Source organism: Hyphomicrobium sp. B1 (genome assembly GCF_049532635.1).
Classification (GTDB): domain Bacteria; phylum Pseudomonadota; class Alphaproteobacteria; order Rhizobiales; family Hyphomicrobiaceae; genus Hyphomicrobium_B.
Window position 1 is genome coordinate 3,938,395 of sequence record NZ_CP134871.1, and the last position, 24,254, is coordinate 3,962,648.

Consider the following 24,254-nt stretch of genomic DNA (forward strand, 5'->3'; position numbering starts at 1 on the left):
GTCAAGCTGCTGACCCCGTGAACAAGTCTCGAGGTCCTGATTGATAACCCGGTGGAGTCATCTCCTCTCCTCGATCTGTTTCAACGTCACGCCTACCACGTTCCACATGCGCCTCACGGGACCCATACGCACCACGTGAAGCCCTTGCGGCTCGCGTCTCCATTCCGCAGCTCATCGACCCCTCGGCCGAGACGCAATTACCGGAACAGCTAGCGAGAGCGGCACCGTCACAAAAAGAAATGTGTGCCTCAAAACCCCGGTCGTCAAGTTGTCATCAGGGAGAAAGCGATCACAATTCTCATCGGTAATGTTTGAAATTCGCGCAATATCAGTGATTTTACTGCGAGCCGCATCGCCGTTCGAAGGATATTCGTTGCTAATGACCGTTCACGCCACAGGAAGCTGCCATTGCCGAGGTGTCCGCTATGAAATCGGCGGCGAACTCAACCCGATCCTCGCGTGTCACTGTTCGATATGCGCGAAGACGAGTGGAAATTACGCTGCGATGACGAGCTGCGCCGCCGCAGACATAAAATTGCTGAACGACGAGACGCTGCGCTGGTACCCGTCGTCGGATGCCGGCAACCGCGGCTTCTGCATGCGCTGCGGTAGCAATCTCTTTTGGCAGTCCCCCGGCAGCGAAGAAATCTATGTCACCGCCGGAACGCTCGACAGACCGACGGGCCTCAAGATCAAGGAGCACATCTTTGTCGGCTCGAAGTCCGATTACTACGACATCGCCGACGGCCTGCCGCAGAAGGACGAATGGTGAAACATCCGTCGCTTCCGGCCGGCTCCGCGAAGCGGAGTTCGAAGCGACAATCCAAAACTGCCGTGCTCGGCGGTCAGCGCGCGGAACGCGTGTCGCCGAGCACTATCAAAAAACGCTCCGCGCCTTCCGGCCGGCTCCCCGGAGGCGAGTCGGAAGGCGCTACTTTATAGGACACGCCTTATCGCAAGGCACACTCGCGCTTTTCTCGACGGAACCGCGGAAAATCGAAACGGTTTCGCGCGTGCACTGTCCACCGGATTGCACGACGCGAATGATGTTGTCGCCCGACTTTGCCTGGCACAGCACCGTCACATCCTGCGCAACATTGAACGGCACGTCCCGCCGTGCGGCTTCATCCGCCATCGCGCGCGATACGATCAAGTCCCACAAGCTTGCCGTTTTCGAAACCGGCTTCGGCAACTGATCGAATGCAATCCATTCGTAGTTGACCTGACCGTCCGCGCTCTTCACGCGGATCGAGATGTCACCGGTCTTCGCACACGATCCGACCTCAACCTGCGCATTGCCCTGCGTCGTCAGCGAACGATACGCGATCCGGCAGTCGAAATTCTTCTCCAGCAACGCTGCCTGCGCCAGGCGATGATCGACCTGACTGAACGGCACGTCGTTCTTCCAGGAGAAATACAAGTTGCGCGCGGTCGGCACGGCCGCGGCGACGGATACCGCAAGCACCAGCAGCTTGACCACCGTCAGCGTCCGGTTCACCGGATGAGCCGGATGTGAAAAGTTGAGAAGAGACGGCGCGTCGCTCACGTGATGCCCCCATCGATAACGATCCGCGGTTCATTTCCGCGACGCTTACCCTGCCGTCAAGGCTGAATGCTGACGGCATCCTGACAACCACGTGAATATCACCGCATGAACACCGTTTCCCGCGAGGGTGGATGTCCTCATTGTAATCGCGCGGCCTTATCAACCACCGTCATGCCGACGAAGGTCGGCACCCAGGCAAGTATCCATATCTTCGGTGTCGAGGCTTGACTGGATCCAGGCCTGCGCCGGGATGACGTGGAGATGATATCGCACAAACATTGTCATCCTCGGGCTTGTCCCGAGGAACCACAGATGAACAAGGGAACCCACGAAGCCGCACCCTTGGCACCAGAACCTGGTCCCTAAAACCAACTCCCTCATCTTTGAAATCTGCCGCCTAAATTCCCGCGGGGCTTGATTGTTTCGCCTTGAGCCGGGCAAACTGGAGGAACGGCCTTCAGGAGGTGCCGCACCGGGAATGGCGCACGATACTCCGCTCATCGCTACCATCGTCGTCGGCCTATCGCTGGCCTTCATTTTCGGCGCCATCGCCCAGAGATTTCGCATCTCTCCTATCGTCGGCTATCTGCTCGCCGGAGTTGCCGTCGGCCCTTTCACGCCGGGTTTTGTGGCCGACCAGGGCCTCGCTAACGAACTGGCGGAAATCGGCATCATTCTTTTGATGTTCGGCGTCGGGCTGCATTTCTCCATGTCGGAGCTGCTGGCGGTGCGCGCCATCGCCGTGCCCGGCGCTCTCGTTCAGATCGCCGTCGCGACCGCGATGGGCGTCGGCCTCGCGACGACATTCGGATGGTCGTTGGGCGCAGGCCTCGTTTTCGGTCTCGCACTCTCCGTCGCCAGCACGGTCGTGCTGCTGCGTGCACTCCAGGAACGACGTCTCGTCAAATCCGATCAGGGCCGCATCGCGGTCGGCTGGCTGATCGTCGAGGACCTCGTCATGGTCCTGACACTCGTGATCCTGCCCGCCATTGCCCCGCTGCTGAGCACCGAGAGCGCCAACGCGGCGGGAGCTCACTCGCCGAACGAATTAGCGATGACGCTCGCCGTCACGCTTTTGAAAGTCGCCGCATTCGTCGCCGTCATGCTGCTCGGCGGCCGCAGGCTCATTCCGGCGATCCTGCACCACATTGCGCACACAGGTTCGCGCGAACTGTTCCGCCTCGGCGTGCTGACGATCGCGCTCGGCGTCGCTTTTGCAGCGGCCAAGCTGTTCGGGGTCTCGCTGGCGCTCGGCGCCTTCTTCGCCGGCATGATCTTGAGTGAATCCGAATTGAGCCAGCGCGCAGCCAATGAAACGCTGCCGCTGCGCGACGCCTTCGCGGTCCTGTTCTTCGTGTCGGTCGGGATGCTGTTTTATCCCAATATCATCGTCGAAAATCCGCTGCGCGTCGTGGCCGTCATCGCGATTATCATTGTCGGCAAATCGCTTGCAGCATGGCTGATCGTCCTAGCCTTCGGCCACGGCATGCGCACTGCGCTGCTGATTGCCGCCAGCCTCGCCCAGATCGGCGAATTCTCGTTCATTCTCGCGGGACTCGGCGTGACGCTGAAGTTGCTCCCTGTCGAGGGGCGTGAACTGATCCTGGCGGGCGCGCTGCTCTCGATCATGCTCAACCCGCTGCTGTTCCTCGCCGTCGAACGCTACGGCCCGGCTCTGTCGGCCGAACCTCCGAAGCCGAAAGAACCGGCGCCCGCGGGGCAAGTCCCAGGACAAGTCGCAGGGCAAGCTCCCGGTCAGGCGCCCAGCGCCGCTGAGCCCCAGACAGCCAAACCGGCGTCGGAGCTGGCCCATGTCACGTCGAAAACCGGCCACACCGTCCTGGTCGGCTTCGGCCGGGTCGGAAGCGTGATCGGCGAGAAACTGATCGAACGCGGCATCCCGCTGTTCGTCATGGACGACCGGGACGACACCGCCCAAACGCTGAAAGCTCGCGGTCTTGACGCCGTGGGCGCCAACGCCGTCACCGATCTGGCGTCGGCCAACCTGAAGGACGCCCGGGCGCTGATCGTCGCCATTCCCGACTGCTTCGAGGCTGGCCAGATCGTCGCCCAGGGCCGCGCCGCCAATCCCGGCCTGCAGATCATCGCCCGCGCCCATTCGGACGCCGAGGAAGCCTACCTGAAGCAATACGGAGCCTCCGACGTCGTCCAGGGCTCACGGGAAACGGCTGGAGCCATGATCGTCGCTCTCGACACGCCCTCGCCTGCCCCTATCGTCGACCCGGACCCGGCCCGCACGCAGGACAATCCCCCAGACGCCGCCTAGGACGCCACCTAATAACCAGCCGGACAGCCAAGCGTCACGGTTGCGGGGCTGTTTTATGCCGCACCCCACCCCCATATAGCCCCCGCGCCGTCGGGTTCCATTGCCAGTCCCGCCACCCCTCGGCTAGACGGTTCTCATGGCCAAATCGACAAAACCCAATTCCCGCCCCACCTCCGAGCTGATGAAGACCATCCACGTCCGGGGTGCGCGCGAACACAACCTCAAAAACGTCGACATCGAAATCCCGCGCGACGCGCTCGTCGTATTCACGGGATTGTCGGGGTCGGGCAAATCGTCCCTCGCCTTCGATACGATCTACGCCGAAGGCCAGCGCCGTTATGTGGAAAGCTTATCCGCTTACGCCCGCCAGTTCCTGGAGATGATGCAGAAGCCGGACGTCGATCACATCGACGGCCTGTCGCCCGCCATTTCCATCGAACAGAAGACGACGAGCAAAAACCCGCGCTCCACCGTCGGCACCGTGACGGAGATCTACGACTATCTCCGCCTGCTGTTCGCCCGCGTCGGCGTTCCTTATTCGCCCGCGACCGGCCTGCCGATCGAAAGCCAGACCGTCGCGCAGATGGTCGACCGCGTGCTGGCGCTGCCCGACGGCACGCGCCTGCTTCTGCTTGCTCCCGTCGTGCGCGGCCGCAAAGGCGAGTACCGCAAGGAAATCGCCGAGTGGCAGAAGAAGGGCTACCAGCGCCTCAAGATCAATGGCACCGTCTACGCGATTGAAGACGCGCCGAAGCTAGACAAGAAATACAAGCACGACATCGACGTCGTCATTGACCGCATCGTCGTGAAGAAAGACATCGGCACCCGCCTCGCGGACTCATTCGAACAGGCGCTGAAACTGTCCGACGGCCTCGCCATCGCCGAATACGTCGACAAGCCGCTGCCGAAATCCGAAACCGAGGGCGCCAACAAGTCGAAGAACGACACGCACGAGCGCATTCTGTTTTCATCGCGCTTCGCGTGCCCCGTGTCGGGCTTCACGATCGACGAAATCGAGCCGCGCCTGTTCTCGTTCAACGCCCCCGCCGGCGCCTGCCCGGTGTGCGACGGCCTCGGCTCGGAACTGCGCTTCGAGCCCGACCTCGTCGTGCCCGACGGCTCGCTCTCGCTCGAAAAAGGCGCAATCTACCCCTGGGCGAAAACCGGCGTCTCATCGCCCTATTACGAGCAGACGCTCGAAAGCCTCGCCAAGCACTACAAGATCTCGATGAAGACGCCGTGGGAGAAGCTCCCGAAGCACGTCCAGCTCGCGCTCCTGTTCGGCTCGGGCGACGAGGACGTGACGTTCACCTACTGGGACGGCACGCGCAATTATTCCACCGAAAAGCCGTTCGAAGGCGTCATCGGCAACATCGCCCGCCGCTTCAAGGAAACAGACTCGGACTGGGTCCGCGAGGAACTCTCGCGCTATCAGGCCGCGCACCCGTGCGAAGGCTGCAACGGCTTCCGCCTGAAACCGCAAGCGCTCGCCGTCAAAATCGGCGGCAAGCACATCGGCGAGGTCTGCGATCTCTCGATCAAGGCCGCCAACGTCTGGTTCGGCGAAATCCCGAAAACCTTCACCAGGCAGCAGTCCGAAATCGCGACGCGTATCCTGAAGGAAATCCGCGACCGCCTGAAGTTCCTGAACGACGTCGGCCTCGAATACCTCACCCTCTCGCGCTCCTCCGGCACGCTGTCGGGCGGTGAATCGCAGCGCATCCGCTTGGCCTCGCAAATCGGCTCAGGGCTGACCGGCGTGCTCTACGTTCTCGACGAGCCGTCGATCGGCCTGCACCAGAAAGACAACGACCGCCTGCTCGAAACGCTGAAGCACCTGCGCGACATCGGCAACACCGTCATCGTCGTCGAGCACGACGAGGACGCGATCATGACCGCCGACCACGTCGTCGACATCGGCCCCGGCGCGGGCGTCCACGGCGGCAAGATCATCGCCCAAGGCACGCCGCAAGACATTATGGACTCACCCCAAAGCATCACCGGCGAATACCTCTCCGGCACCCGCTTTGTCCCCGTGCCGAAAAACCGCCGCGCGCCCGACCCCAAACGCATGCTCACCGTCACCGGCGCGCGCGAGAACAACCTGAAGAACGTCACCGCGTCCGTCCCCGTCGGCCTCTTCACCTGCATCACGGGCGTCTCCGGCGGCGGAAAATCGACGCTGCTGATCGACACGCTCTTCAAGGCCGTCGCGCGCAAGCTGAACAACGCGAAAGACCACCCCGGCGAGCACGACAAGATCACCGGCATCGAGCACTTCGACAAGATCATCGACATCGACCAGTCGCCGATCGGCCGCACGCCGCGCTCCAACCCTGCGACCTACACCGGCGCCTTCACGCCGATCCGCGAATGGTTCGCAGGCCTGCCCGAGGCCAAAACGCGCGGCTACGAACCAGGGCGCTTTTCGTTCAACGTGAAAGGCGGCCGCTGCGAGGTCTGCCAGGGCGACGGCGTCATCAAGATCGAGATGCACTTCCTGCCCGACGTCTACGTCACGTGCGAGGAATGCAAGGGCAAGCGCTACAATCGCGAGACGCTCGCCGTCACCTTCAAGGAGAAGTCGATCGCCGACGTGCTCGACATGACGGTCGAGGAAGGCGCCGAGTTCTTCAAGGCCGTGCCGTCGATCCGCGACAAGCTCGAAACGCTCGCGCGCGTCGGCTTGGGTTACATCCACATCGGCCAGCAGGCGACGACGCTCTCGGGCGGCGAGGCGCAGCGCATCAAGCTGTCGAAGGAATTGAGCCGCCGCGCGACCGGCCGCACGCTCTATATTCTTGATGAGCCGACGACGGGCCTGCACTTCCACGACGTCGCGAAGCTGCTTGAGGTGCTGCACGAGCTGGCGGACGCGGGCAACACCGTCGTCGTCATCGAGCACAATCTCGAAGTCATCAAGACCGCCGACTGGATCATCGATCTCGGCCCCGAAGGCGGCGACGGCGGCGGCACGATCGTTGCCGCCGGCACGCCCGAGGACATCGTGAAGGTCAAGGAAAGCTACACCGGTCAGTACCTGAAGCCGGTGCTGGCGAGAAGCGCGGCTTCCGGCCGGCGCGCCGGAGGCGTGTCGGAAGCCGCAAACAAAAGAGCGAGCAAGAAGGCGGCGGCGGAGTAAGTCTCTTCCCTCTCCCCGCTCGCGGGGAGAGGGTTAGGGTGAGGGGCTGACGGAGAGTAACTTTGGCCGACAATGAAGCGCCCTCGCCGCTCGCGATCAAAGCCGAGGACGCGCCCCTTCGCACCAAACCGTCGAACTATCCGGAGCCTTCTTCAGCCGCATGGGCAAGCGCGAGAAGCGCCCGCTCGGTGACATCTTCGGCCTGAAGAACTTCGGCGTGAACCTGACGCGGCTTTTGCCGGGCGGCGAGTCCGCGCTACTGCATCGACACTCGAAGCAGGACGAGTTCGTCTATATTCTCGACGGCACGCCGACGCTCGTCACCGACACGGGCGAGATCGACATGGAGCCCGGCATGTGCGCGGGCTTCCCCGCGGCGGGCATCGCCCATCACCTTGTGAACCGGACGACGCGTGACGTCGTCTATCTCGAGATCGGCGACCGCACGCCCGGCGACGAAGGCAGCTATCCAAGCGACGACCTCAAAGCCTCACTCGGCCCGGACGGGAAGTGGCAGTTTACGCGGAAGGATGGGAGTGGGTATTAAAGCCTGCACGTACAGCCGTAACATCAGCTTAAAACTCGCTTTTTGATAGCTCTCAAGCGTGTGAGATATTGCTCTCCAAATGGCGTCAAAGACCAGTACACATTTGTATCGCTAGGAGCATGCTTGCGAGCACTCTTGCGAATCAAGCCGAGAGCAACAAGTTGGACTTTGATTGTCTGGAAAGAGTCACTTGTCAAAACGATACGTTTGTATTTTTCAAATTTCTCCTCGTCGTAAAGAGGCAACTCACTACTAAGGGTGCGACGCAGATCGCCTTCCTTAGCTTCGTCCATCATCAGCGGACCACATTCATAAAAAATTTTATTCCACGAAACTTCCAACTCTAGCCAGTCCTCGTATTTGCCGTAGTCGAGCTTTGAAACATCCATTATCGCCTTAAATTTATCCTCTCCCTGTGAGTAGCTTTCCGATCCGGGCGGAGGCGAAAATCTTGCCTGAGAAAGCGCTTCTTTCAATTGCTCATTTTCTTGAAGCAGATGATTGAGCCTCTGCGGATCACTGGAGAGATTTGCTCGCACCCAGCCAACTTTGGGATTTCGTTTCGTCTCAGCGGATACAGCTTGAATTACCTTGGCCCGCAGATCATCAGCGTTGGTCCAAAACTTTACATGGCGATCAGATTGCACTTTGGCGCGCAGCTCGGTCAACTTTTTCCGCGCTCCGTCATTTTGATCTGTCTTTTTTGCGGGAAGTTCGTCAGGAGTTTCGTGCAAAAAAGCCAAAATCGGTATTCCGGACGATACGGCGTAGTCAAATTCCTGTTCGGTATAGCTAATGCCTTCCGGCGATATGCTCCCATACCTCGCAGCAATAACGATTACATAATAATCGCTGTCGTCGATCACACCTTTAATCAGGGTCCATTGGTCGTCGTCGGAGGCCGGAAACAATTCCATTCCAGCGGGAAAATGATCCAGACTAAGAAGCGCTTGAGTGACGGCTTGGCGCTCTTCTTTAAGATCAGAATAAGTTGAACTAACAAAAATCTGGTATCGCTTATCCATCACATGACCCCGATTCCGCTGACGATCTTGAGACATGAGTGTCTCGGGATTCGCAAGCTAAAAGCAGTACCGCGCGAGCTTTTTGGGCGCAGAGAACCGGCCATTTGTCTCTCGCCGCTTCTCTTAATCCGAAAAAGCTGAGCAAATCCCACCGTCGCCTTCATGCATTGTCGCGCAGGCCGCCGTGTAATTTCCGTTTTCACGAGGAATTTTGCCCGTCTAACCAGCGCATTGCGCAAAGAACATTTTTATGATTTCCGAAGAAACTTCCCGCGCTCTTTTGAATCCGCTCGGCGAATCGCATTCGCGAGCCGGCCGCCGGGCGCACCGATTTCGCCGCACCACCGAAAAAACTTATCCTCGGGTGTTGCGACCTCCCCCATAATCCCCTCACCCATCCGGCAAGGGCATCGCGCGAGGCGTCGCGCGGCGCTCGGGTGGGACAGCCCGACCCGCTCGCCTCACGCGCGCGATGCGGACAAGGCGGAAGGCAGGTCCGCACGGGGTGAGAAACCCGTGTGCGGAGCACCCCGCTTCATTAAGTGACCTGTCCAGAACCCTGTTCTCGGTCTCGTCACGAAGCGGACCGGTTCCGAGACTGCTCATTGCGAAGACCCACGCCGCGGAACCCGTCCGCTTCGTGCTTTATTGATTGCACACGGCGACTCCCGTCTGGGGAGCCGGCCGCCGTGTGCATTTGCTGTTTCACGCCGGCCGTTGGCGCACGCGTGTGTCTTCGTTCATCCGGCACGAACGAACCAACAGCCCCGCGCCTTCCGGCCGGCGCGCCGCCGGCGTGTCGGAAGGCGCAAAAGAAAAGCAGTCGCCATGCGCAAATCAAAAACTGTCGCCTCGGCGCAAACAAAAAAAGCGCATCTATGTGTCGGAACGGGAATGCCGAGACCGTCTTAAGAAAGCACCGGTCGCGCAGCATCAGTCGCGGCTTCCGGCCGGCTTCGCGGAGCGAAGTCGGAAGCCGCAAACAAAAAGGAGCCCTAGTCATGTCGAAAAGCCGGATCTGCGTCTGGTACGACAAGGAGGCCGAAGCCGCCGCCCGCTTCTACGCGAGCGTGTTTCCCGACAGCTCCCTCGACGCCGTCATCCGCGCGCCGGGCGACTATCCCTCAGGCCATGAGGGCGACGTCATCGTCGTCGAATTCACCGTCGTCGGCATTCCGTGCATGGGCCTCAACGGCGGCCCGCAGTTCAAGCACAGCGAAGCGTTCTCGTTCTCCATCTCGACCGACGATCAGGAAGAAACCGACCGCTATTGGAACGCCATCGTCGGCAACGGCGGCCGCGAGAGCGAATGCGGCTGGTGCAAGGACAAATGGGGCGTCAACTGGCAGATCACCCCGCGCGTGCTGACCGACGCGCTCGCCGCCGGCGGCGATGAGGCCAAGCGCGCGTTCGCCGCCATGATGACGATGAAGAAGATCGACGTCGCGGCAATCGAGAAAGCGAGACGGGGGTAACTCCGCGCAGGCTGCCGCTCGACAAAGGAGCGTCGGCCAGCGCATAACATGCACGCGCTTTGCGGCCGGCGCGCGGAATGCGTGTCGCAAAGCGCCAACAAAAGGAGTATCGCCCGGCGCCTACCACGCCAGCGACATTGCAACCTCGCCGGGCATCCCGCCGGGAAAACTTATGATTTCCGCACGGAGCTTGTACCCCAGGGGGCGTAGCTCCGTATCGTAGAATTCATACGCATCTTTTGCGAAACCCGTAAGCGTCGTCGGCCATTCCGGATCGGCAATGTTGATGCGGCGGCCGCCGTCACTGCAGTAGCTCGACGGGAACGTGATAACCTGCAGATGGTGCTGGCCATTTTGAGCGGCAATTCGGATGGCATTATTGACGCGATCAATCGCCAGGGCTTTTTCTGCGACTTTGCGCGACATGAACGCTTCGCGCAGCTCCTTATCCTGCTGCGCTTTCTTTTTCTTGAGGTCTCGCTCTCGATTGTATTCTTCCGTTTCCGCATCGAGCGAAATCATCTTCAGGTCTTCGGGTCGCAAGAGCCCAGGCATTGCTTTTCTCCTTGGATCCTTTCAATTCCCCCCGACTTCAATGGCGTTTCGAACATCCGGTGCTTTATGGATTCATGCTCGTAATACCGAGCGCTTCGTTGACTGAGAACGTCGAGAAATATGCGGCAACTCAGGAAAAGATCAGTCTGCACACTATGTTCGTTCAGGATATTCCGACGCCGAAGAAAATCAAGATTGGAAAGCGGAGCAGCATACGGACCGCCCGCTCGCTGCAAGAAACTTTTAACGCCAATCTATCATCGCGCACTTGACGGCAATCAAGGACTTCGCAACGGCACAGCACACCTATTGCAGCAAAATTTGAGCGGCGTACCTTATCGCGGGAGCGCATGCTCAGTCTGCATATGGGGCCTTGAATGACCGTTGACCCCACGGCGACACGAAGTCCGACCCAACGCCCGGTCTTGCGCCCCCAAATGGCAGGTGATCGCGGCGCAGCGGAGCGTTGGCTTCCGGGCCTGAATACGCTTAAGCACTATCAGCCGGGCTGGATAAAGCATGATGTGGTTGCGGGCTTGGTTCTTGCGACGATGCTTGTACCGGCGGGGATCGCATATGCAGTCGCGTCGGGTTTGCCGGGGATTTACGGCCTCTACGCGACGATTGTGCCGTTGATCGTCTATGCCCTTTTCGGTCCGAGCCGCATCCTCGTTCTTGGTCCGGATTCATCCCTTGCTGCCGTCATCCTCGCCGTAGTGTTGCCCCTCTCGGGCGGCGATCCAATGCGGGCAGTGGCGCTCGCAGGCGCAATGGCGATCGTATCCGGCGTCGTCTGCGTCGCGGCAGGCCTTGCGAAGTTAGGCTTCGTCACCGAACTTTTGTCGAAGCCCATCCGCTATGGCTACATGAACGGCATCGCCCTGACGGTATTGCTGAGCCAAGTGCCGAAGCTGCTCGGATTTTCGATCGAAAGCCAGGGCCCCCTGCGCGACATCGTTGCGATCGGTAATGGTGTTACGAGCGGCAAAACGAATTGGACCGCGTTCGCGATCGGCGCTGCAACGTTGGCTGTCATCCTGCTTCTCAAGCGCAGCAAAGTTGTCCCGGGCATCTTGATAGCAGTCATTGGGGCGACCGCCGTCGTCGGCATGCTGGGTCTGGCGCAGAGTGCCGGCGTTTCAGTCCTCGGGCCGCTACCCCAGGGCTTGCCGTCGTTTCGCATTCCCTGGATTTTTTCGACGGATTTCGCGACAGTCCTGTCGGGTGGCCTCGCCGTGGCCTTGATCTCCTTCGCCGACACGAGTGTTCTTTCGCGGGCATACGCTGCCCGAACGAGGACATATGTCGATCCTAACCAAGAACTTGTCGGATTAGGCGCGGCCAATCTCGCGGCGGGATTTTTTCAGGGCTTTCCGATCAGCAGTAGCTCATCGCGGACCCCCGTCGCGGAGGCCGCAGGCGCAAGGTCCCAGATGACGGGTATCACTGGCGCGCTGGCAGTTGCCTTACTTATCATCGCTGCACCCAACTTATTGCAGAACTTGCCCACGAGCACGCTTGCGGCCGTCGTCATAGCTTCGGCAATCGGCCTGTTTGAAATTCAAGACCTGATGCGCATCTATCGGATGCAGAAGTGGGAATTCTGGCTTTCTATCGTATGCTTCGCCGGCGTCGCCGTGTTTGGCGCAATTCAGGGCATCGCGCTCGCGGTCATCATCGCCCTCGGGCAATTCCTCTGGGATGCATGGCGGCCTCATTATGCGGTTCTCGGCCGCGCTGAAGGCATCAAAGGCTATCACGACATCAGCCGATATCCCGATGCGCGCCGCATTCCGGGGCTTGTGCTTTTCCGTTGGGACGCGCCTCTTTTTTTTGCGAATGCAGAGCTGTTCCAGGACTGCGTGATCACGGCGGTTGAAACCGCACCAACGCCAGCGCGTTGGGTTGTCGTCGCCTCCGAACCTATAACGAACGTCGACGTCACCGCAGCCGACACGGTGGCGGAACTCGACCGCACGCTACAGAAAGCAGGAATCGCACTGTGCTTCGCCGAGTTGAAAGACCCGGTAAAAGATAAGTTGAAGCGCTTCGGTCTGGTGAAACAACTCGGCGAACAAGCGTTTTTTCCGACGATCGGCGCAGCCGTCAGCGCCTATCTGAAAGAAATCCCGGTCGATTGGGTCGACTGGGAAGATAGGCTGCCATAGCGCGCGCGGCATCAGGAGAAAGCGATGTGGAATTGGCTGCTGTGCTTCGCCCCTGTCGCTGTGGCGCTTGAGTATCTCGCCCCAAATCAGCACACATATATATTTCTCGCGTCCGCCGTCGCCATTCTGCCGCTAGCAGCCTGGCTCGGACGAGCGACAGAACAACTCGCAGACCGCGCCGGCGAAGGTGTCGGCGGCCTGCTCAATGCGACTTTCGGCAACGCCGCGGAACTGATCATCGCCCTCGCAGCGTTGCGCGCCGGATTGCACGATATCGTAAAAGCTACCATCGTCGGCTCGATCGTCGGCAACATTCTTCTCGTGCTCGGCGCCGCTATGCTGGCCGGCGGTTTGCGCCATCATGAGCAGCACTTCAACGCTGCGGGAGCGCGAGCGCAAGCGACCATGCTGACACTGGCGGCTATTGCGCTCGTCATTCCCGCTGCTTACGGCGCGCTTGTCGGTGAACGCTATAGCGGAGGCGAGAGCACACTGAGCATCGCTATTTCTATTGTACTTCTCGTTCTCTACGGGCTTTTTCTCATATTTTCCGTGCGTACTCACCCCAACTTCTTTCTGGCCTTGACCGCACCAAACAATAGCGAACACAGAAAAAACTGGCCGCTCGGCCAGGCGATTGGGGTTCTTGCAGCGTGTACCGTGGCAATTGCCTGGCTCAGCGAAATCCTGGTCGGCGCGATCGAGCCAACGGCACATGCGTTCGGTTTCAGCGATCTCTTCGTCGGCGTGTTCGTGGTCGCCATTCTGGGCAATGCTGCCGAGCACGCGACTGCGGTGACGGCCGCCTTGAAGGACCGAATGGATCTCAGCCTATCGATTGCCATCGGGTCGAGCGTTCAGGTCGCGTTGTTTGTCGCTCCCGTCCTGGTTCTTTTAAGCTTTTTCGTCGGCGCCTCCCCTATGAACTTGCTGTTCGGAAAGGGCTTGGTGCTCGCGGTGTTCCTCGCAGTCGTCGTAACAGGGCAAGTTGCCGGAGACGGCCGCTCGGATTGGTTGAAGGGCGTTCAACTTTTAGCCGTCTACTTCATACTGGGGATCGCTTTCTTCCTGACTCCGCAAGTCTAGTTTGCGCTTCCGCGGAGTTCAGTCGTTCGCATCGCAATAACGAATTTACTCAGATAGACCGTATTCGGATCTTTCTAACGCAGGCAATATCGGCAACAGTGGGCGGCACATTGCATTAAGGACGGCGGGGCACGCGGTTTGCTGAGGCAATGACATGGAAGACAGTAAGAGCGCTGACGCTCCCACCTTGGAAAGCGAACGACCCCGCAATCACCTCAAGCTGAAACGCAAGGATTACGAGCGCGAACTGAAGCGTCTGCATACCGAACTCGTCAAACTACAGGAATGGGTTCGCCACGAGCAGAAAAAAATTTGCATCGTATTCGAAGGCAGGGACGGCGCCGGGAAAGGCGGCACGATCAAAGCTATTACGGCGCGTGTCAGCCCGCGCATCTTCCGCGTCATTGCGCTTCCGGCTCCGACCGAACGCGAAAAATCTCAAATGTATATTCAGCGCTATCTGCCCCATCTTCCGGCGGGCGGCGAGATCGTGATCTTCGATCGCAGCTGGTACAATCGTGCAGGCGTCGAGCGCGTCATGGGCTTTTGCTCGGAAAAGCAGGTCGAACGCTTTCTCAGAATCGTGCCTTCGGTTGAGAAGGCCATCATCGATTCCGGCGTAATTCTGATCAAATACTGGCTCGAGGTCAGTCCCGATGAGCAAACGCGTCGCCTTGAGGCGCGCATCGACGATGGCCGTAAGATCTGGAAGCTCTCGAATATGGATCTGAAGTCCTACACCCGCTGGGATGACTATACGCACGCGCGCGACGAGATGTTTTCAGCCTCCGACACCGCATGGGCGCCCTGGTATGTGGCGTACTCGGACGACAAGCGGAAGGCACGGCTCAATATCATCGAGCACCTTCTCAGTCTTATTCCCTACGAGGACATCAAGCGCGACAGGATCAAGCTGCCGAAAAGAGAAGTCAGCAAACCCAAAAAGCATAGCGCCCCCGCGTTCAAGCTCGTCCCTGAACCGCATTGACGACATGAACCAGGAGGCCGAAATGCGCCTTGCTTCGTTCGCCATCCTTGCGCTCTTCGTTGCGCCGCCTCTGGCCCTCGCTCAACAGGCTGAGGCACCGAAAATTTCCGTCGGCGTCGTTCGTGCCGATCTTAAGCCGATCTCCAATGCTCTCGATTTCGTCGGCCGAGTGGAGGCGATCGAACGGGTTGACGTCCGCGCCCGGGTCACGGGCTTTCTAGACGCGATCGAATTCAAGGAAGGCGAGATGGTCCCCGCCGGCGCTCCGCTCTTTCGAATAGAAGACGGCCTCTTCAAAGCAGCCGTCAGCGAAGCGCAAGGCGCATTGGAGCGCAGCAAATCCGCGAAAGTGCTGACCGAGGTCCAGCTCGATCGCGCAAAAGATCTGCTTGAACGCAACGTGGGTACCGCTGTCGCCCGGGATCAGGCTCTTGCCGCGGATGAGCAAGCCAAAGGCACGATACTCATCAACGAAGCCAACCTGCAGACGGCAAAGATCAACCTCGGATATACCGTTATCACTGCTCCGATAGCAGGAAAGGTCGGGCGGTCGACTATCACTAAAGGCAATGTCGTCGGTCCAGACACCGGGCCGCTGACCGTCATCGTTAGCCAGGACCCGATGTACGTGACATTTCCCGTCAGCCAGCGGGAATTTCTGCGTCTGCAAAAAAGCGGGCAATCTCTTGACCTAACGAAACTCAAGGCGACGCTGCGATTTGCGGATCAGAGCGTCTACGATCAAATCGGTACGATCAACTTCGTCGACGTCACGGTCAACCGGTCGACCGATACCGTGCTCGTGCGCGCCAGCTTCCCCAATCCGAAGGGTGCCCTGATTGATGGGCAGTTCGTCCGTGTCGGCGTTGAAACCGGAACGCCGCAAGATAAAGTCGTCGTTCCGCAAGCTGCGCTCATTGCCGATCAGGAGGGCGTTTACGTCTTCGTCGTCGACGATGGAAAGGCAGCGGTTCGAAGGATTAAAACCGGCGGAGATTTCGGAAACGGCGTCGTCGTCGAAGATGGCCTTTCCGCAGGCGAACAGGTCATCGTCGAAGGATTGCAGGGGGTCCGGCCGGGAGCTCCGGTGATCGCAACGCCCGTGCCGTCCACGACGGATCGGAGCTGATCAATGCTCTCAGCCATTTTCGTCGACCGGCCGAGGCTCGCAATCGTCATCGCCATCGTCACGACGATTGCGGGTGCGCTCACGCTCTATGCGATCCCGTTGGCGCAATACCCCGACATCGTTCCCCCGCAGGTGCAGGTTACGACGACCTATCCCGGTGCGAATTCCGCGGTCGTCGATGCGACCGTCGCGCAGCCCATCGAGGCGCAGGTCGTCGGCGTCGACAAGATGATCTACATGAAGAGCGTCAGCGGCGACGATGGCAGCTATACGCTCATCTGCTCGTTCGAACTCGGCACAAATCCTGACATTAACACGGTCAACGTCAACAACAGAGTCCAGGTCGCATTGTCGAGCCTGCCGCCGGAAGTGCAGCGACAGGGCGTATCGGTGAAAAAGAAATCGTCAGCGTTGCTGGGCGTCATCGCACTTTACTCGCCGAAGCACACGCACGATCCGCTCTTTCTCTCCAATTACGTGACGATCAACCTTCTAGATCAAATCAAAAGTACGCCGGGCGTCGGCGACGCGACGTTGTGGGGACCGCAGGACTACGCCATGCGCGCCTGGATCCGGACCGATCGGCTCACAGGGCTCAACCTCACGACGGGCGACATTATCAACGCGATCCAAGCGCAGAACATTCAAGCCGCCGTGGGGCGCATAGGCGCTCGACCAATTTCGAACGAGCAGCAGTTGCAGCTCAATCTCACAACGAAAGGCCGCCTCAACAACGTCGCCGATTTCGAAAAGATCGTTCTGCGGACGAACTCCGATGGTTCCATTCTGCGCCTTGGCGACGTGGCGCGTCTTGAGCTTGGTGCGGCCAATCTCGACCGCGAAACGCTTTTTAATGGTGGCCCCGCAGCTGTCGTCGCGATCTATCAGGCTCCCGGCGCCAACGCGATCGCGACTTTGAACGAAGTGAAAGCCAAGCTCGCAGCGGCAGAGAAGCGGTTCCCGAAGGATCTTGCCTGGAAAGTGACCTACGATCCGACTGAGTTCGTCACCGATACCATTCACGAAGTTCAAAAGACGCTCATAGAAGCTTTCATTCTCGTCGTTATCGTTGTCTATCTCTTCCTCGGCAGCGTTCGCGCGACGTTGATCCCGACACTTGCCGTTCCAGTCAGTCTCATCGGCACTTTCGTCGTGCTGCTCGCCATCGGCTATTCGGCGAATACGGTATCGCTACTCGCAATTGTTTTGGCGATCGGCATCGTGGTCGACGACGCCATCGTCGTGGTCGAAAATGTCGAGCGCGTGATGGAGGAGCGGCCGGACCTATCTCCCGCCGAGGCGACCAAACTCGCCATGCAGGAAATTACCGCGCCGATCATCGCCATTACCCTGGTTCTTCTCTCTGTGTTCGTGCCGGTCGCGTTTATCCCTGGAATTTCGGGAGAACTGTTTCGCCAGTTTGCCGTTACCATCGCAGTGTCGATGTTCCTCTCTGCCATCAACGCGCTTACGCTTTCCCCTGCTCTGTGCGGCATTTTTCTGAAACCGCACCATGGACCGCGCAGAGGATTGATTGGCATCATTATGAGAAGCATCGATTACATTCGGGACGCCTACGGCGCCGCGGTGGCGCGGATGCTTCGGTTCTCGTTGGTAGGCCTCGCTCTCGTGGCGATCTCCGGCGTCGGAATCTATGCGCTGTCAAAAGTCACGCCGACTGGTTTCCTACCGGAAGACGATCAGGGCGCGCTGTTCGTTATCGCGCAGCTTCCGGGAGGTGCATCCGTCGTGCGCACCACCAATGTCGTGAAGCAGGCCGAGGAAATTTTGAAAGGCGAGTCTGCCGTCCAGGATGTTACGTCCGTCATCGGCCTCAATTTCATCGATAACTATTCCCAGGCCAACGGCGCGTTCATGGTTGTGACGCTGAAACCTTTCGCGGAGAGGAAGGACCGCTCGCAAGGTGTCAATGCATTGATCGCGCGGCTGGGGCCAAAATTCCGCGAAATCGTGGGCGGAATTGTCGTACCGTTGGCGCCACCGCCGATCATCGGTCTCGGATCGGGTGGCGGTTTCGCATACGTTCTGAAAGATCTCCGCGGCGGCGATCCAAAAGCCCTGGCACAGGTATTACGAGGGCTTCTCGTTGCCGCCAACCAGGACCCGAAGCTCTCGCGCGTCTTCAGCACGTATTCCGCGACAAATCCATCGATCTACCTCGATATCGATCGCGATAAAGTTCAAGTTCAGGGCGTAAAACTTAGCGACGTCTTTCAAGCCCTACAGGCGTCCCTTGGCGGCTACTTCGTCAATAACATGAACCTTTTCGGCCGAACGTGGCAGGTCCAGGTGCAGGCCGACGCTGCCGATCGCACGAGCGTGGACGATATCTTTCGGATCAATGTGCGAAACGACAAAGGCGAGATGATTTCGTTGCGGAGCTTGGTGGAAGTGCGGCCTGTCATCGGTCCATCGGCGATCATTCGCTATAACAATCTCCGCGCGGTGACCATTCAAGGCAGCCCGGCGGCCGGTGTGTCCTCCGGTCAAGCTCTCAACTCGATGGAAGCCGTCGCCGCACGCACGCTGCCTGACGGATACGCGGGCGAATGGACGGATACGGCCTTTCAGGAAAAGCGCGCCGAAGGCAAGACGGCGATCATCTTGGGATTTGCCCTACTCTTCGCCTATCTGTTCCTCGTCGCACTCTATGAGAGCTGGACCATTCCGGTCCCCGTTCTGTTGTCGGTCAGCGTCGGCGTGTTCGGCGCATTCGCGGCCATCGTGCTGGGCGGCCTGACGCTCGACCTTTATGGCCAAATCGGCATGGTCGTGCTGATCGGTCTCGCGGCGAAGAACGGCATTCTCATTGTCGAATTTGCCAAAGAGCAGCGTGAGCGCGGTATCGAATTGCATGAAGCAGCGACCGAAGGCAGCCGATTGCGATTCCGACCGGTGATGATGACGTCGTTCGCTTTCATCCTCGGATTATTGCCGCTTGTCATTGCCGTTGGAGCCGCCGAACTCGCCCGCCGGAATGTCGGCACGCCAGTATTCGGCGGAATGATTTTCGCGTCGTTCATCGGGATATTCGCAATCCCGTCACTATACGTGACGTTCCAGGCGCTTCGCGAACGCTTGAGACCATCCGTCAGGCGGCGGGCGAAGGCTATATCTGGAAATCAGAGCCCCACGGTATCGAAAAGCTAAGCATCGCCACGAGGCTTGGTTGTTCCACCCGACATTTCCGAGCCTAAGCGCATGGCGGCCTGCTCCCTACAAGGGAGTCGTCATGCGCCATCAAAAGACGCCGACGAAAGACAAATCCCGCGCCCTGCCACTCAGCGACAATACGCAGCCGGTGCTGTCACGGTCCGTACGCAAAACCCTGCAAGTGATGCGCGATTGACTCCCTCTCCGTTCCGAGACAGGGTCGGAGCTAGAGGAGCCGTCATTAGCACATGCGCTATTCGCTGGTTATTTTCGATCTCGACGGCACCCTCGCCGACAGCTTTCCCTGGTTCATCGGCAGCCTGAACGACGTGGCGGATGCGTTCCGCCTGCGCCGCGTCAGCGAAGACGAGATCGAACCGTTGCGCCGTGCCGACGTCCCCGAGATTCTGAAACACCTCGGCGTACCGCGCTGGAAATTGCCGATGATCGCCCGCTACATGCGCAAGCTGAAATCGACGCAGCTCGAGACTATCTCGCTCTTTCCCGGCGCAGGCGACATGCTGCGCACGCTGAAGAGCGGAGGCGTCACGCTGACGCTCGTCTCATCCGACAACGAGGAGAACGCGAAAGTCGTTCTCGGTCCCGAGAACACTGCCCTCTTCTCAGATTACAATTGCAGCGCGGCCCTCTTCGGCAAGTCCGGAAAATTCCGTCGCGTGATGAAACGCGCGGGTGTCGCCCCGCATCAGGTTCTGGCGATCGGCGATGAAGCCCGCGACCTTAATGCCGCCCGCGCTGCCGGCATTGACTTCGCCGCCGTGACCTGGGGCTACACCGCACCCGAAAAACTACGCACGCTCCAACCTGATATGATATTCGAGCGTATCGAGGACATCGGTGCGCACCTGCTCACGAGCTAGACCAATCCAAAATGTCATCCGCGCTCGGCTCTCCGCCTCCCGGGCACGGAAGGCGCCGAGAGAACTCGCATAAAAAAAAGAGCCGGACGGACGCCCGGCTCTTCCACAAAAAAACGCAGTCGATCATAGAGACGCAAACGTCTCTTATGGGCACATCCAAACCGGTCCGATGATCACACAACCGCGCGAACGCCAGTTCCACGGACGGCGATGATAGCGATGCCAACCACGATAGCGATTGTGCCGCCAGTGACGCCGATGATGCCAATTCTTGTGGCGATAATGGCGATTGCGTTTCCAATGTCCGCGTTTATGCCGAACAAGCTCTACGCCGCTCTGCGCTTTTCCGACGCCGGCAAGGCTGGTCGATGCAGGCGCGGCTGATACTGCCGTGCCGCCGATGGTCGTTCCGATTGCCATTAAACAAATAAGTGCGAAACGTTTCATCCCGAGGTCTCTCCTTTGTTTTGATTGCGAATGACGCGGCTTGACACCGACCAAGCCGCTGCAATTGCACGGCGATACAGAGATACTCGCCGCATACGTTTTGAAACGATCTCACAGGAAATATCCGCCGCAAGAAAACAGCCTCAAAAGCCTATATTTTAAGTTCTGTGGGCGGAACTTTTTGGGGGACGTGCTTGCAGGCAGGCGCCGGTTGGCTTCATCAACGATTGCCCCCGCATTTTGCAAATGCGCGCAAGGCGTCGCAGGATTATCCACCCGCTCGCCTCGCGCGCTTTGAGATTCGATCGTCAGCGCTCAGTAACCGTAAACGCCGACGCCACCAGGGCCAACGTAAACACTCACGCCACCGGGGCCATCATCGTAATAGCCATCATCGTAATAGCGATAGCGTCCACGCCAACCGTAGTCATCGTTGCTACCGTAACGGCGAAGATGCTCGCGGTCGCTGCGATTGAGATAGCGGCCCTGGCGCTCTTTGGCGCGGGCGCCTTCGACACCACTAATGGAATCCGCGTGCGCAATCGGCGCCGCGAACGCCGCGATGGAAACCGCGCCGATGATAGCGACAAATGTCCTCTTCATCGAAGTCCTCCATGTCCTGGGCGCGCTGGCAGTTTTTTGCGCGTCCTCAACTACAAAGGCCAACGCGTCCACATGCGGGGCTGTTCCACGCCGATCGGCGACCCAAGGCCACGGCCGCCTTCTGCTTACGGATGAAGCGCTAAAAAAACGTCGTCTAGTTACCTTTTTTCGTTGGCTTTTAGGCTATTGAGGTAGGCGATGATCCACCCAATCTGGTCCGGATCGAAGCTGAACTCGGGCATATCGGGATGACCCGACATAATGCCTTCCGCCAGCGATTCCTCGAGATCCTCGACAGGATAGCGATGGACGATATCGCGAAACGGCGGCGCTTGAGCGTGCGGGCTGTTTTCCGTCAATCCCAGCGCATGACAACGCGCGCAGTTCTTTTGCAGGATCGCCAAGCCCTTAGCCGCTTCTTGCTCATCCCCGTTTGCGCTTGCGTTACTCGACACTAAGAAGACGAAGCCTAGCGCCAGCATCAATGCACGACAATCCACGCTCAAATAAATCATCTCTACCCACCCGGCCAATTTGCGCTTCGTCAATTCATGACCTAGCGCACCGATGTCACAATCGTATTGATTTCGAACAATGGATTTTGAGGGGCAAGATGACGGCGAAATCGGCGATACGTACGACGCGAACTTTTGCGACTAAAGCTTTGGCATTTGCGGTCATTGCGTTTGGCTGTACGGCTCCGCTGTCGATTTCAGCTTTGGCACAGCAGATGGATGCGCCGCCGAACTTGAAAGAAGAGCCCGGCAAAGCGGAATCTAAACATCCCGACATCGAGAACGGAAACAATCTCGCGCGCAAGCTGTGCACGTCCTGTCATTTGATTGGAGAACCGGCGAACGCTCCGGTCCCTAGCGATGTTCCGACGTTTGCCGGCATCGCCAATCAACCGGGACAAACACTGGACCATCTCGCTACGTGGCTTACGCGGCCACATCCGCCGATGCCCAATCTTAATTTGACGCGCGTCGAGATCCGAGATCTCACCGGCTACATCATGTCACTTCGAACCGAGAAATAAGAGAACATGGACGGAGGAGAAGCCGCATGCATCAGTTGCATTCCAAAACGATGCGAGGGCTCGCCACGGCTGCAATGCTCGCCGCCGTCTCAACGCCATCGGCCGTCGACAGCCAGGAGATTGGCGACGCACGACAGGGATACAATTTCGCCGCGAAACACTGCGCTGAGTGTCATGCGATAGACTTCGGAAATCCGAAATCACCCAATGCCGATGCTCCCTCCTTCACAAGTGTCGCTCAAACGTCTGGCATGAGCGGACGTGCACTCGCTGTGTGGCTGGACACATCTCATCCCACGATGCCGAATTTTGTGCTGCATGCGGACGACCGTAACGACGTTATCGCCTACATCATGAGTCTCAAAAATCGTCCGCCGCCTAAATAGAGATCGGACAGCGATCTTGATACTATGTCTGCATTCGGTGAGCCGTATCGGCGCAACGCACGTCATCACGCCCGCGCAAGACCGCGGACAAGGCTGAAACGCGAATAGATCAAGTACGCGATGATGAAGACCAACCACGACACGATCGCAAGCCAATCGTGCCATGCCTGCTTCTCGGTGGATATCGTCATCCACACGCCGAAAATGCAGAACGAAAGCATGGCAATCCACGAGGCGATAATCTGTACGCGCAGCGCCCGGCGGACGCCGGTTTCTTTGTCTGCAGGTAATAAATAGCCGCGCCCTCTTCGAGCAAAGGGAAATACCAGGGTGTCGCCAGATGCATCATTGGCAAAATGCCGATCCAAACAAAGGCGATCGAAAAATTCTGTTATTGCAATCATCCGCATTCCAAAATCATGTCGCCGAACTGAGGCAACTGAAACCATCGGCGAATTAGAGTTGTACCATCCGCCCGGTAAGTACGTGGGCGGCCAAAAATTTAACGGCAGCTCAACCAAATCCGTCACTAACAGCCGGCCGTTGAGACACTTCGTCCTGAAACGGGCTATGCTTCACCGAAAGCTGGAGTGCCCTAATGCGTATGCCGTTCGTCTTTCTCGCTGCCTCCCTTCTGTTCGCAGCAACCGCCCGCGCCGAGATTTCACTCAATACGCTGCTAGACCCGATCCGTACAAAACATGCACTCCCGTCGCTCGCGGCGGCGGTCGTTAAAGATGGAAAGCTCGTAGCAGTTGGCGCGGTAGGCGTGCGTGTGGCGGGAACGACAATTCCGGTCACGGTCGATGACCGCTATCACCTCGGATCCGACACCAAGGCCATGACCGCAACCCTCGCGGCGATGATGGTAGAAGAAGGCAAACTGAGTTGGAATTCGACCATTGGAGAGGTTCTGGGCTCCGATCTTCCCAATCTCAGGCCGAAGTTCGACGCCATCACGCTGAAAGAGTTGCTCTCGCATACGAGCGGCATACCGACCGACAATGAAGAAATTGGCAAACTTTATTTCAGCGCTGACGCCTACGAGCATACGCTCAAGGACTGGCGTCTACACATGATCGACGCCTGGGGTTCGAAGCACGACCCGAGCTTTCCGGCATCCGGCAAGTTTCAATATTCGAACCTCGGCTACATCACCGCCGGAGCGATGATCGAAAAAGCGGCGGACAAGCCTTGGGAGCGTCTGATGTATGAGCGGATTTACGAACCGCTCGGGCTGGCGACGGCGGGCCTCGGCGCTCAAGCAACATTTGGTCTCTACGACGCACCGGTTGGCCATCGCATCGAGGCTGATGGCAAGATCACACCGATGGCATGGGGCGAAAGCGCAGATCTGCCGGCTTCCCTCGGTCCAGCCGGGCTGGCACATATGAGCATCAAGGACTTCGCGACCTGGGCTGGATGGATTGCAGGCGGCGGCAAGCGCGGCCCGGCCCTGGTGACACCCGAGACGCTGAAAATCTTGGAGGCGCCGGCCGTTTCGATGGAGATAAAGAATCCAAAGCCCGGCACGCCGAAATCTGGAGCCTACGCGCTCGGCTGGGGACTTTCAAAATTCAACTGGACGGAAAAACCGATCCTCACGCACAATGGATCGAACGGTCTGAACTTCGCGTCCATCGCAGTCGACCCAGATCACGATCTTGCCATCGTGGTGACGAGCAATATAGGCGGCCAGAAAGTGGACGAGGCCACGCTGGAAGTCATGAAAGCACTTTACGAAGAATTCGAGAAATAGCGATCCGCAGCAGTTTG

The 24,254-nt window shown here is 58.9% G+C and carries 19 protein-coding genes and 1 pseudogene; 14 read left to right on the plus strand and 6 right to left on the minus strand.

All coding sequences use genetic code 11. The features are described from left to right. The first annotated feature begins 379 nt into the window (after window positions 1-379). Entirely contained in the window at window positions 380-772 is a 393-nt protein-coding gene (locus tag RLW55_RS18785; RefSeq protein WP_409562830.1) for a GFA family protein, read from the plus strand. 159 nt (window positions 773-931) lie between these two features. Here the strand turns inward: RLW55_RS18785 and RLW55_RS18790 are convergent, their stop codons facing one another. Continuing rightward, a complete protein-coding gene (locus RLW55_RS18790; RefSeq protein ID WP_409562829.1) occupies window positions 932-1,546 on the minus strand; it encodes a hypothetical protein in 615 nt (204 codons plus the stop codon). Window positions 1,547-2,024: 478 nt separating this feature from the next. On the opposite strand from RLW55_RS18790, the gene RLW55_RS18795 reads away from it, so the two are divergent. The 3 genes and pseudogenes from RLW55_RS18795 (at window position 2,025) to RLW55_RS18805 (ending at window position 7,522) form a co-directional block, all read left to right on the plus strand. Further along, window positions 2,025-3,833 carry a cation:proton antiporter gene (locus tag RLW55_RS18795; protein WP_423415050.1) on the plus strand — a complete coding sequence of 603 codons (1,809 nt, stop codon included), beginning with the start codon at window positions 2,025-2,027 and terminating at the stop codon, window positions 3,831-3,833. A 136-nt stretch (window positions 3,834-3,969) separates the two neighbouring features. Further along, window positions 3,970-6,975 (plus strand): excinuclease ABC subunit UvrA, encoded by a 3,006-nt coding sequence (gene uvrA, locus RLW55_RS18800; RefSeq protein ID WP_423415051.1) that lies wholly within the window; start codon window positions 3,970-3,972, stop codon window positions 6,973-6,975. 62 nt (window positions 6,976-7,037) lie between these two features. Continuing rightward, window positions 7,038-7,522: pseudogene (locus tag RLW55_RS18805) on the plus strand (cupin domain-containing protein). Window positions 7,523-7,545: 23 nt separating this feature from the next. Here RLW55_RS18805 and RLW55_RS18810 read toward each other — a convergent pair. Continuing rightward, window positions 7,546-8,547 carry a DUF4062 domain-containing protein gene (locus RLW55_RS18810; protein ID WP_423415052.1) on the minus strand — a complete coding sequence of 334 codons (1,002 nt, stop codon included), beginning with the start codon at window positions 8,545-8,547 and terminating at the stop codon, window positions 7,546-7,548. Between the two features lie 1,001 nt (window positions 8,548-9,548). Here RLW55_RS18810 and RLW55_RS18815 point away from each other — a divergent pair. Further along, window positions 9,549-10,022 (plus strand): VOC family protein, encoded by a 474-nt coding sequence (locus tag RLW55_RS18815; RefSeq protein WP_423415053.1) that lies wholly within the window; start codon window positions 9,549-9,551, stop codon window positions 10,020-10,022. A gap of 120 nt (window positions 10,023-10,142) precedes the next feature. Here RLW55_RS18815 and RLW55_RS18820 read toward each other — a convergent pair whose 3' ends face one another. Then, complete coding sequence (locus tag RLW55_RS18820) at window positions 10,143-10,577, minus strand: hypothetical protein (protein ID WP_013946972.1); 435 nt, start codon at window positions 10,575-10,577, stop codon at window positions 10,143-10,145. Between the two features lie 377 nt (window positions 10,578-10,954). Here RLW55_RS18820 and RLW55_RS18825 point away from each other — a divergent pair, with 377 nt between their 5' ends. From RLW55_RS18825 to RLW55_RS18850, 6 genes are all read left to right on the plus strand, one after another. Then, window positions 10,955-12,745 carry a SulP family inorganic anion transporter gene (locus RLW55_RS18825; RefSeq protein ID WP_423415054.1) on the plus strand — a complete coding sequence of 597 codons (1,791 nt, stop codon included), beginning with the start codon at window positions 10,955-10,957 and terminating at the stop codon, window positions 12,743-12,745. Window positions 12,746-12,769: 24 nt separating this feature from the next. Further along, complete coding sequence (gene cax, locus RLW55_RS18830; RefSeq protein WP_423415055.1) at window positions 12,770-13,831, plus strand: calcium/proton exchanger; 1,062 nt, start codon at window positions 12,770-12,772, stop codon at window positions 13,829-13,831. 154 nt (window positions 13,832-13,985) lie between these two features. Further along, the gene (gene ppk2, locus RLW55_RS18835) at window positions 13,986-14,819 is read left to right on the plus strand and encodes a polyphosphate kinase 2 (RefSeq protein WP_414462178.1); all 834 of its coding nucleotides are present in this window, start codon (window positions 13,986-13,988) and stop codon (window positions 14,817-14,819) included. 22 nt (window positions 14,820-14,841) lie between these two features. Beyond that, window positions 14,842-15,948 carry an efflux RND transporter periplasmic adaptor subunit gene (locus RLW55_RS18840; RefSeq protein ID WP_423415056.1) on the plus strand — a complete coding sequence of 369 codons (1,107 nt, stop codon included), beginning with the start codon at window positions 14,842-14,844 and terminating at the stop codon, window positions 15,946-15,948. A gap of 3 nt (window positions 15,949-15,951) precedes the next feature. Next, window positions 15,952-19,119, plus strand: a complete 3,168-nt coding sequence (locus RLW55_RS18845; protein WP_423415057.1) for an efflux RND transporter permease subunit — start codon at window positions 15,952-15,954, stop codon at window positions 19,117-19,119. 251 nt (window positions 19,120-19,370) lie between these two features. Continuing rightward, window positions 19,371-20,003, plus strand: a complete 633-nt coding sequence (locus RLW55_RS18850; RefSeq protein ID WP_414462175.1) for an HAD hydrolase-like protein — start codon at window positions 19,371-19,373, stop codon at window positions 20,001-20,003. Between the two features lie 762 nt (window positions 20,004-20,765). Here the strand turns inward: RLW55_RS18850 and RLW55_RS18855 are convergent. Both RLW55_RS18855 and RLW55_RS18860 read right to left on the minus strand, forming a co-directional pair. Continuing rightward, a complete protein-coding gene (locus tag RLW55_RS18855) occupies window positions 20,766-21,053 on the minus strand; it encodes a hypothetical protein (RefSeq protein WP_409562817.1) in 288 nt (95 codons plus the stop codon). Window positions 21,054-21,211: 158 nt separating this feature from the next. Continuing rightward, window positions 21,212-21,568 (minus strand): c-type cytochrome, encoded by a 357-nt coding sequence (locus RLW55_RS18860; RefSeq protein ID WP_409563241.1) that lies wholly within the window; start codon window positions 21,566-21,568, stop codon window positions 21,212-21,214. A 98-nt stretch (window positions 21,569-21,666) separates the two neighbouring features. Here RLW55_RS18860 and RLW55_RS18865 point away from each other — a divergent pair, with 98 nt between their 5' ends. Together RLW55_RS18865 and RLW55_RS18870 are read left to right on the plus strand one after the other, a co-directional pair. Next, complete coding sequence (locus RLW55_RS18865) at window positions 21,667-22,092, plus strand: c-type cytochrome (RefSeq protein WP_423415058.1); 426 nt, start codon at window positions 21,667-21,669, stop codon at window positions 22,090-22,092. Between the two features lie 74 nt (window positions 22,093-22,166). Then, window positions 22,167-22,478, plus strand: coding sequence for a c-type cytochrome (locus RLW55_RS18870; protein ID WP_423416436.1), 312 nt, complete (start codon window positions 22,167-22,169; stop codon window positions 22,476-22,478). A gap of 65 nt (window positions 22,479-22,543) precedes the next feature. Here RLW55_RS18870 and RLW55_RS18875 read toward each other — a convergent pair whose 3' ends face one another. Next, window positions 22,544-22,888 (minus strand): hypothetical protein, encoded by a 345-nt coding sequence (locus RLW55_RS18875; protein WP_423415059.1) that lies wholly within the window; start codon window positions 22,886-22,888, stop codon window positions 22,544-22,546. Window positions 22,889-23,076: 188 nt separating this feature from the next. Between RLW55_RS18875 and RLW55_RS18880 the strand changes: the two genes are divergently transcribed. After that, entirely contained in the window at window positions 23,077-24,237 is a 1,161-nt protein-coding gene (locus RLW55_RS18880; protein WP_423415060.1) for a serine hydrolase domain-containing protein, read from the plus strand. Window positions 24,238-24,254 lie beyond the last annotated feature (17 nt).

Coding starts and splice junctions, on each gene's coding strand:
- RLW55_RS18785 (WP_409562830.1), top strand. CDS start 380: ATGACCGTTCACGCCACAGGAAGCTGCCATTGCCGAGGTGTCCGCTAT.
- RLW55_RS18795 (WP_423415050.1), top strand. CDS start 2,025: ATGGCGCACGATACTCCGCTCATCGCTACCATCGTCGTCGGCCTATCG.
- uvrA (WP_423415051.1), top strand. CDS start 3,970: ATGGCCAAATCGACAAAACCCAATTCCCGCCCCACCTCCGAGCTGATG.
- RLW55_RS18810 (WP_423415052.1), bottom strand. CDS start 8,547: ATGGATAAGCGATACCAGATTTTTGTTAGTTCAACTTATTCTGATCTT.
- RLW55_RS18815 (WP_423415053.1), top strand. CDS start 9,549: ATGTCGAAAAGCCGGATCTGCGTCTGGTACGACAAGGAGGCCGAAGCC.
- RLW55_RS18820 (WP_013946972.1), bottom strand. CDS start 10,577: ATGCCTGGGCTCTTGCGACCCGAAGACCTGAAGATGATTTCGCTCGAT.
- RLW55_RS18825 (WP_423415054.1), top strand. CDS start 10,955: ATGACCGTTGACCCCACGGCGACACGAAGTCCGACCCAACGCCCGGTC.
- cax (WP_423415055.1), top strand. CDS start 12,770: ATGTGGAATTGGCTGCTGTGCTTCGCCCCTGTCGCTGTGGCGCTTGAG.
- ppk2 (WP_414462178.1), top strand. CDS start 13,986: ATGGAAGACAGTAAGAGCGCTGACGCTCCCACCTTGGAAAGCGAACGA.
- RLW55_RS18840 (WP_423415056.1), top strand. CDS start 14,842: ATGCGCCTTGCTTCGTTCGCCATCCTTGCGCTCTTCGTTGCGCCGCCT.
- RLW55_RS18845 (WP_423415057.1), top strand. CDS start 15,952: ATGCTCTCAGCCATTTTCGTCGACCGGCCGAGGCTCGCAATCGTCATC.
- RLW55_RS18850 (WP_414462175.1), top strand. CDS start 19,371: ATGCGCTATTCGCTGGTTATTTTCGATCTCGACGGCACCCTCGCCGAC.
- RLW55_RS18855 (WP_409562817.1), bottom strand. CDS start 21,053: ATGAAGAGGACATTTGTCGCTATCATCGGCGCGGTTTCCATCGCGGCG.
- RLW55_RS18860 (WP_409563241.1), bottom strand. CDS start 21,568: ATGATTTATTTGAGCGTGGATTGTCGTGCATTGATGCTGGCGCTAGGC.
- RLW55_RS18865 (WP_423415058.1), top strand. CDS start 21,667: ATGACGGCGAAATCGGCGATACGTACGACGCGAACTTTTGCGACTAAA.
- RLW55_RS18870 (WP_423416436.1), top strand. CDS start 22,167: ATGCTCGCCGCCGTCTCAACGCCATCGGCCGTCGACAGCCAGGAGATT.
- RLW55_RS18875 (WP_423415059.1), bottom strand. CDS start 22,888: ATGCGGATGATTGCAATAACAGAATTTTTCGATCGCCTTTGTTTGGAT.
- RLW55_RS18880 (WP_423415060.1), top strand. CDS start 23,077: ATGCGTATGCCGTTCGTCTTTCTCGCTGCCTCCCTTCTGTTCGCAGCA.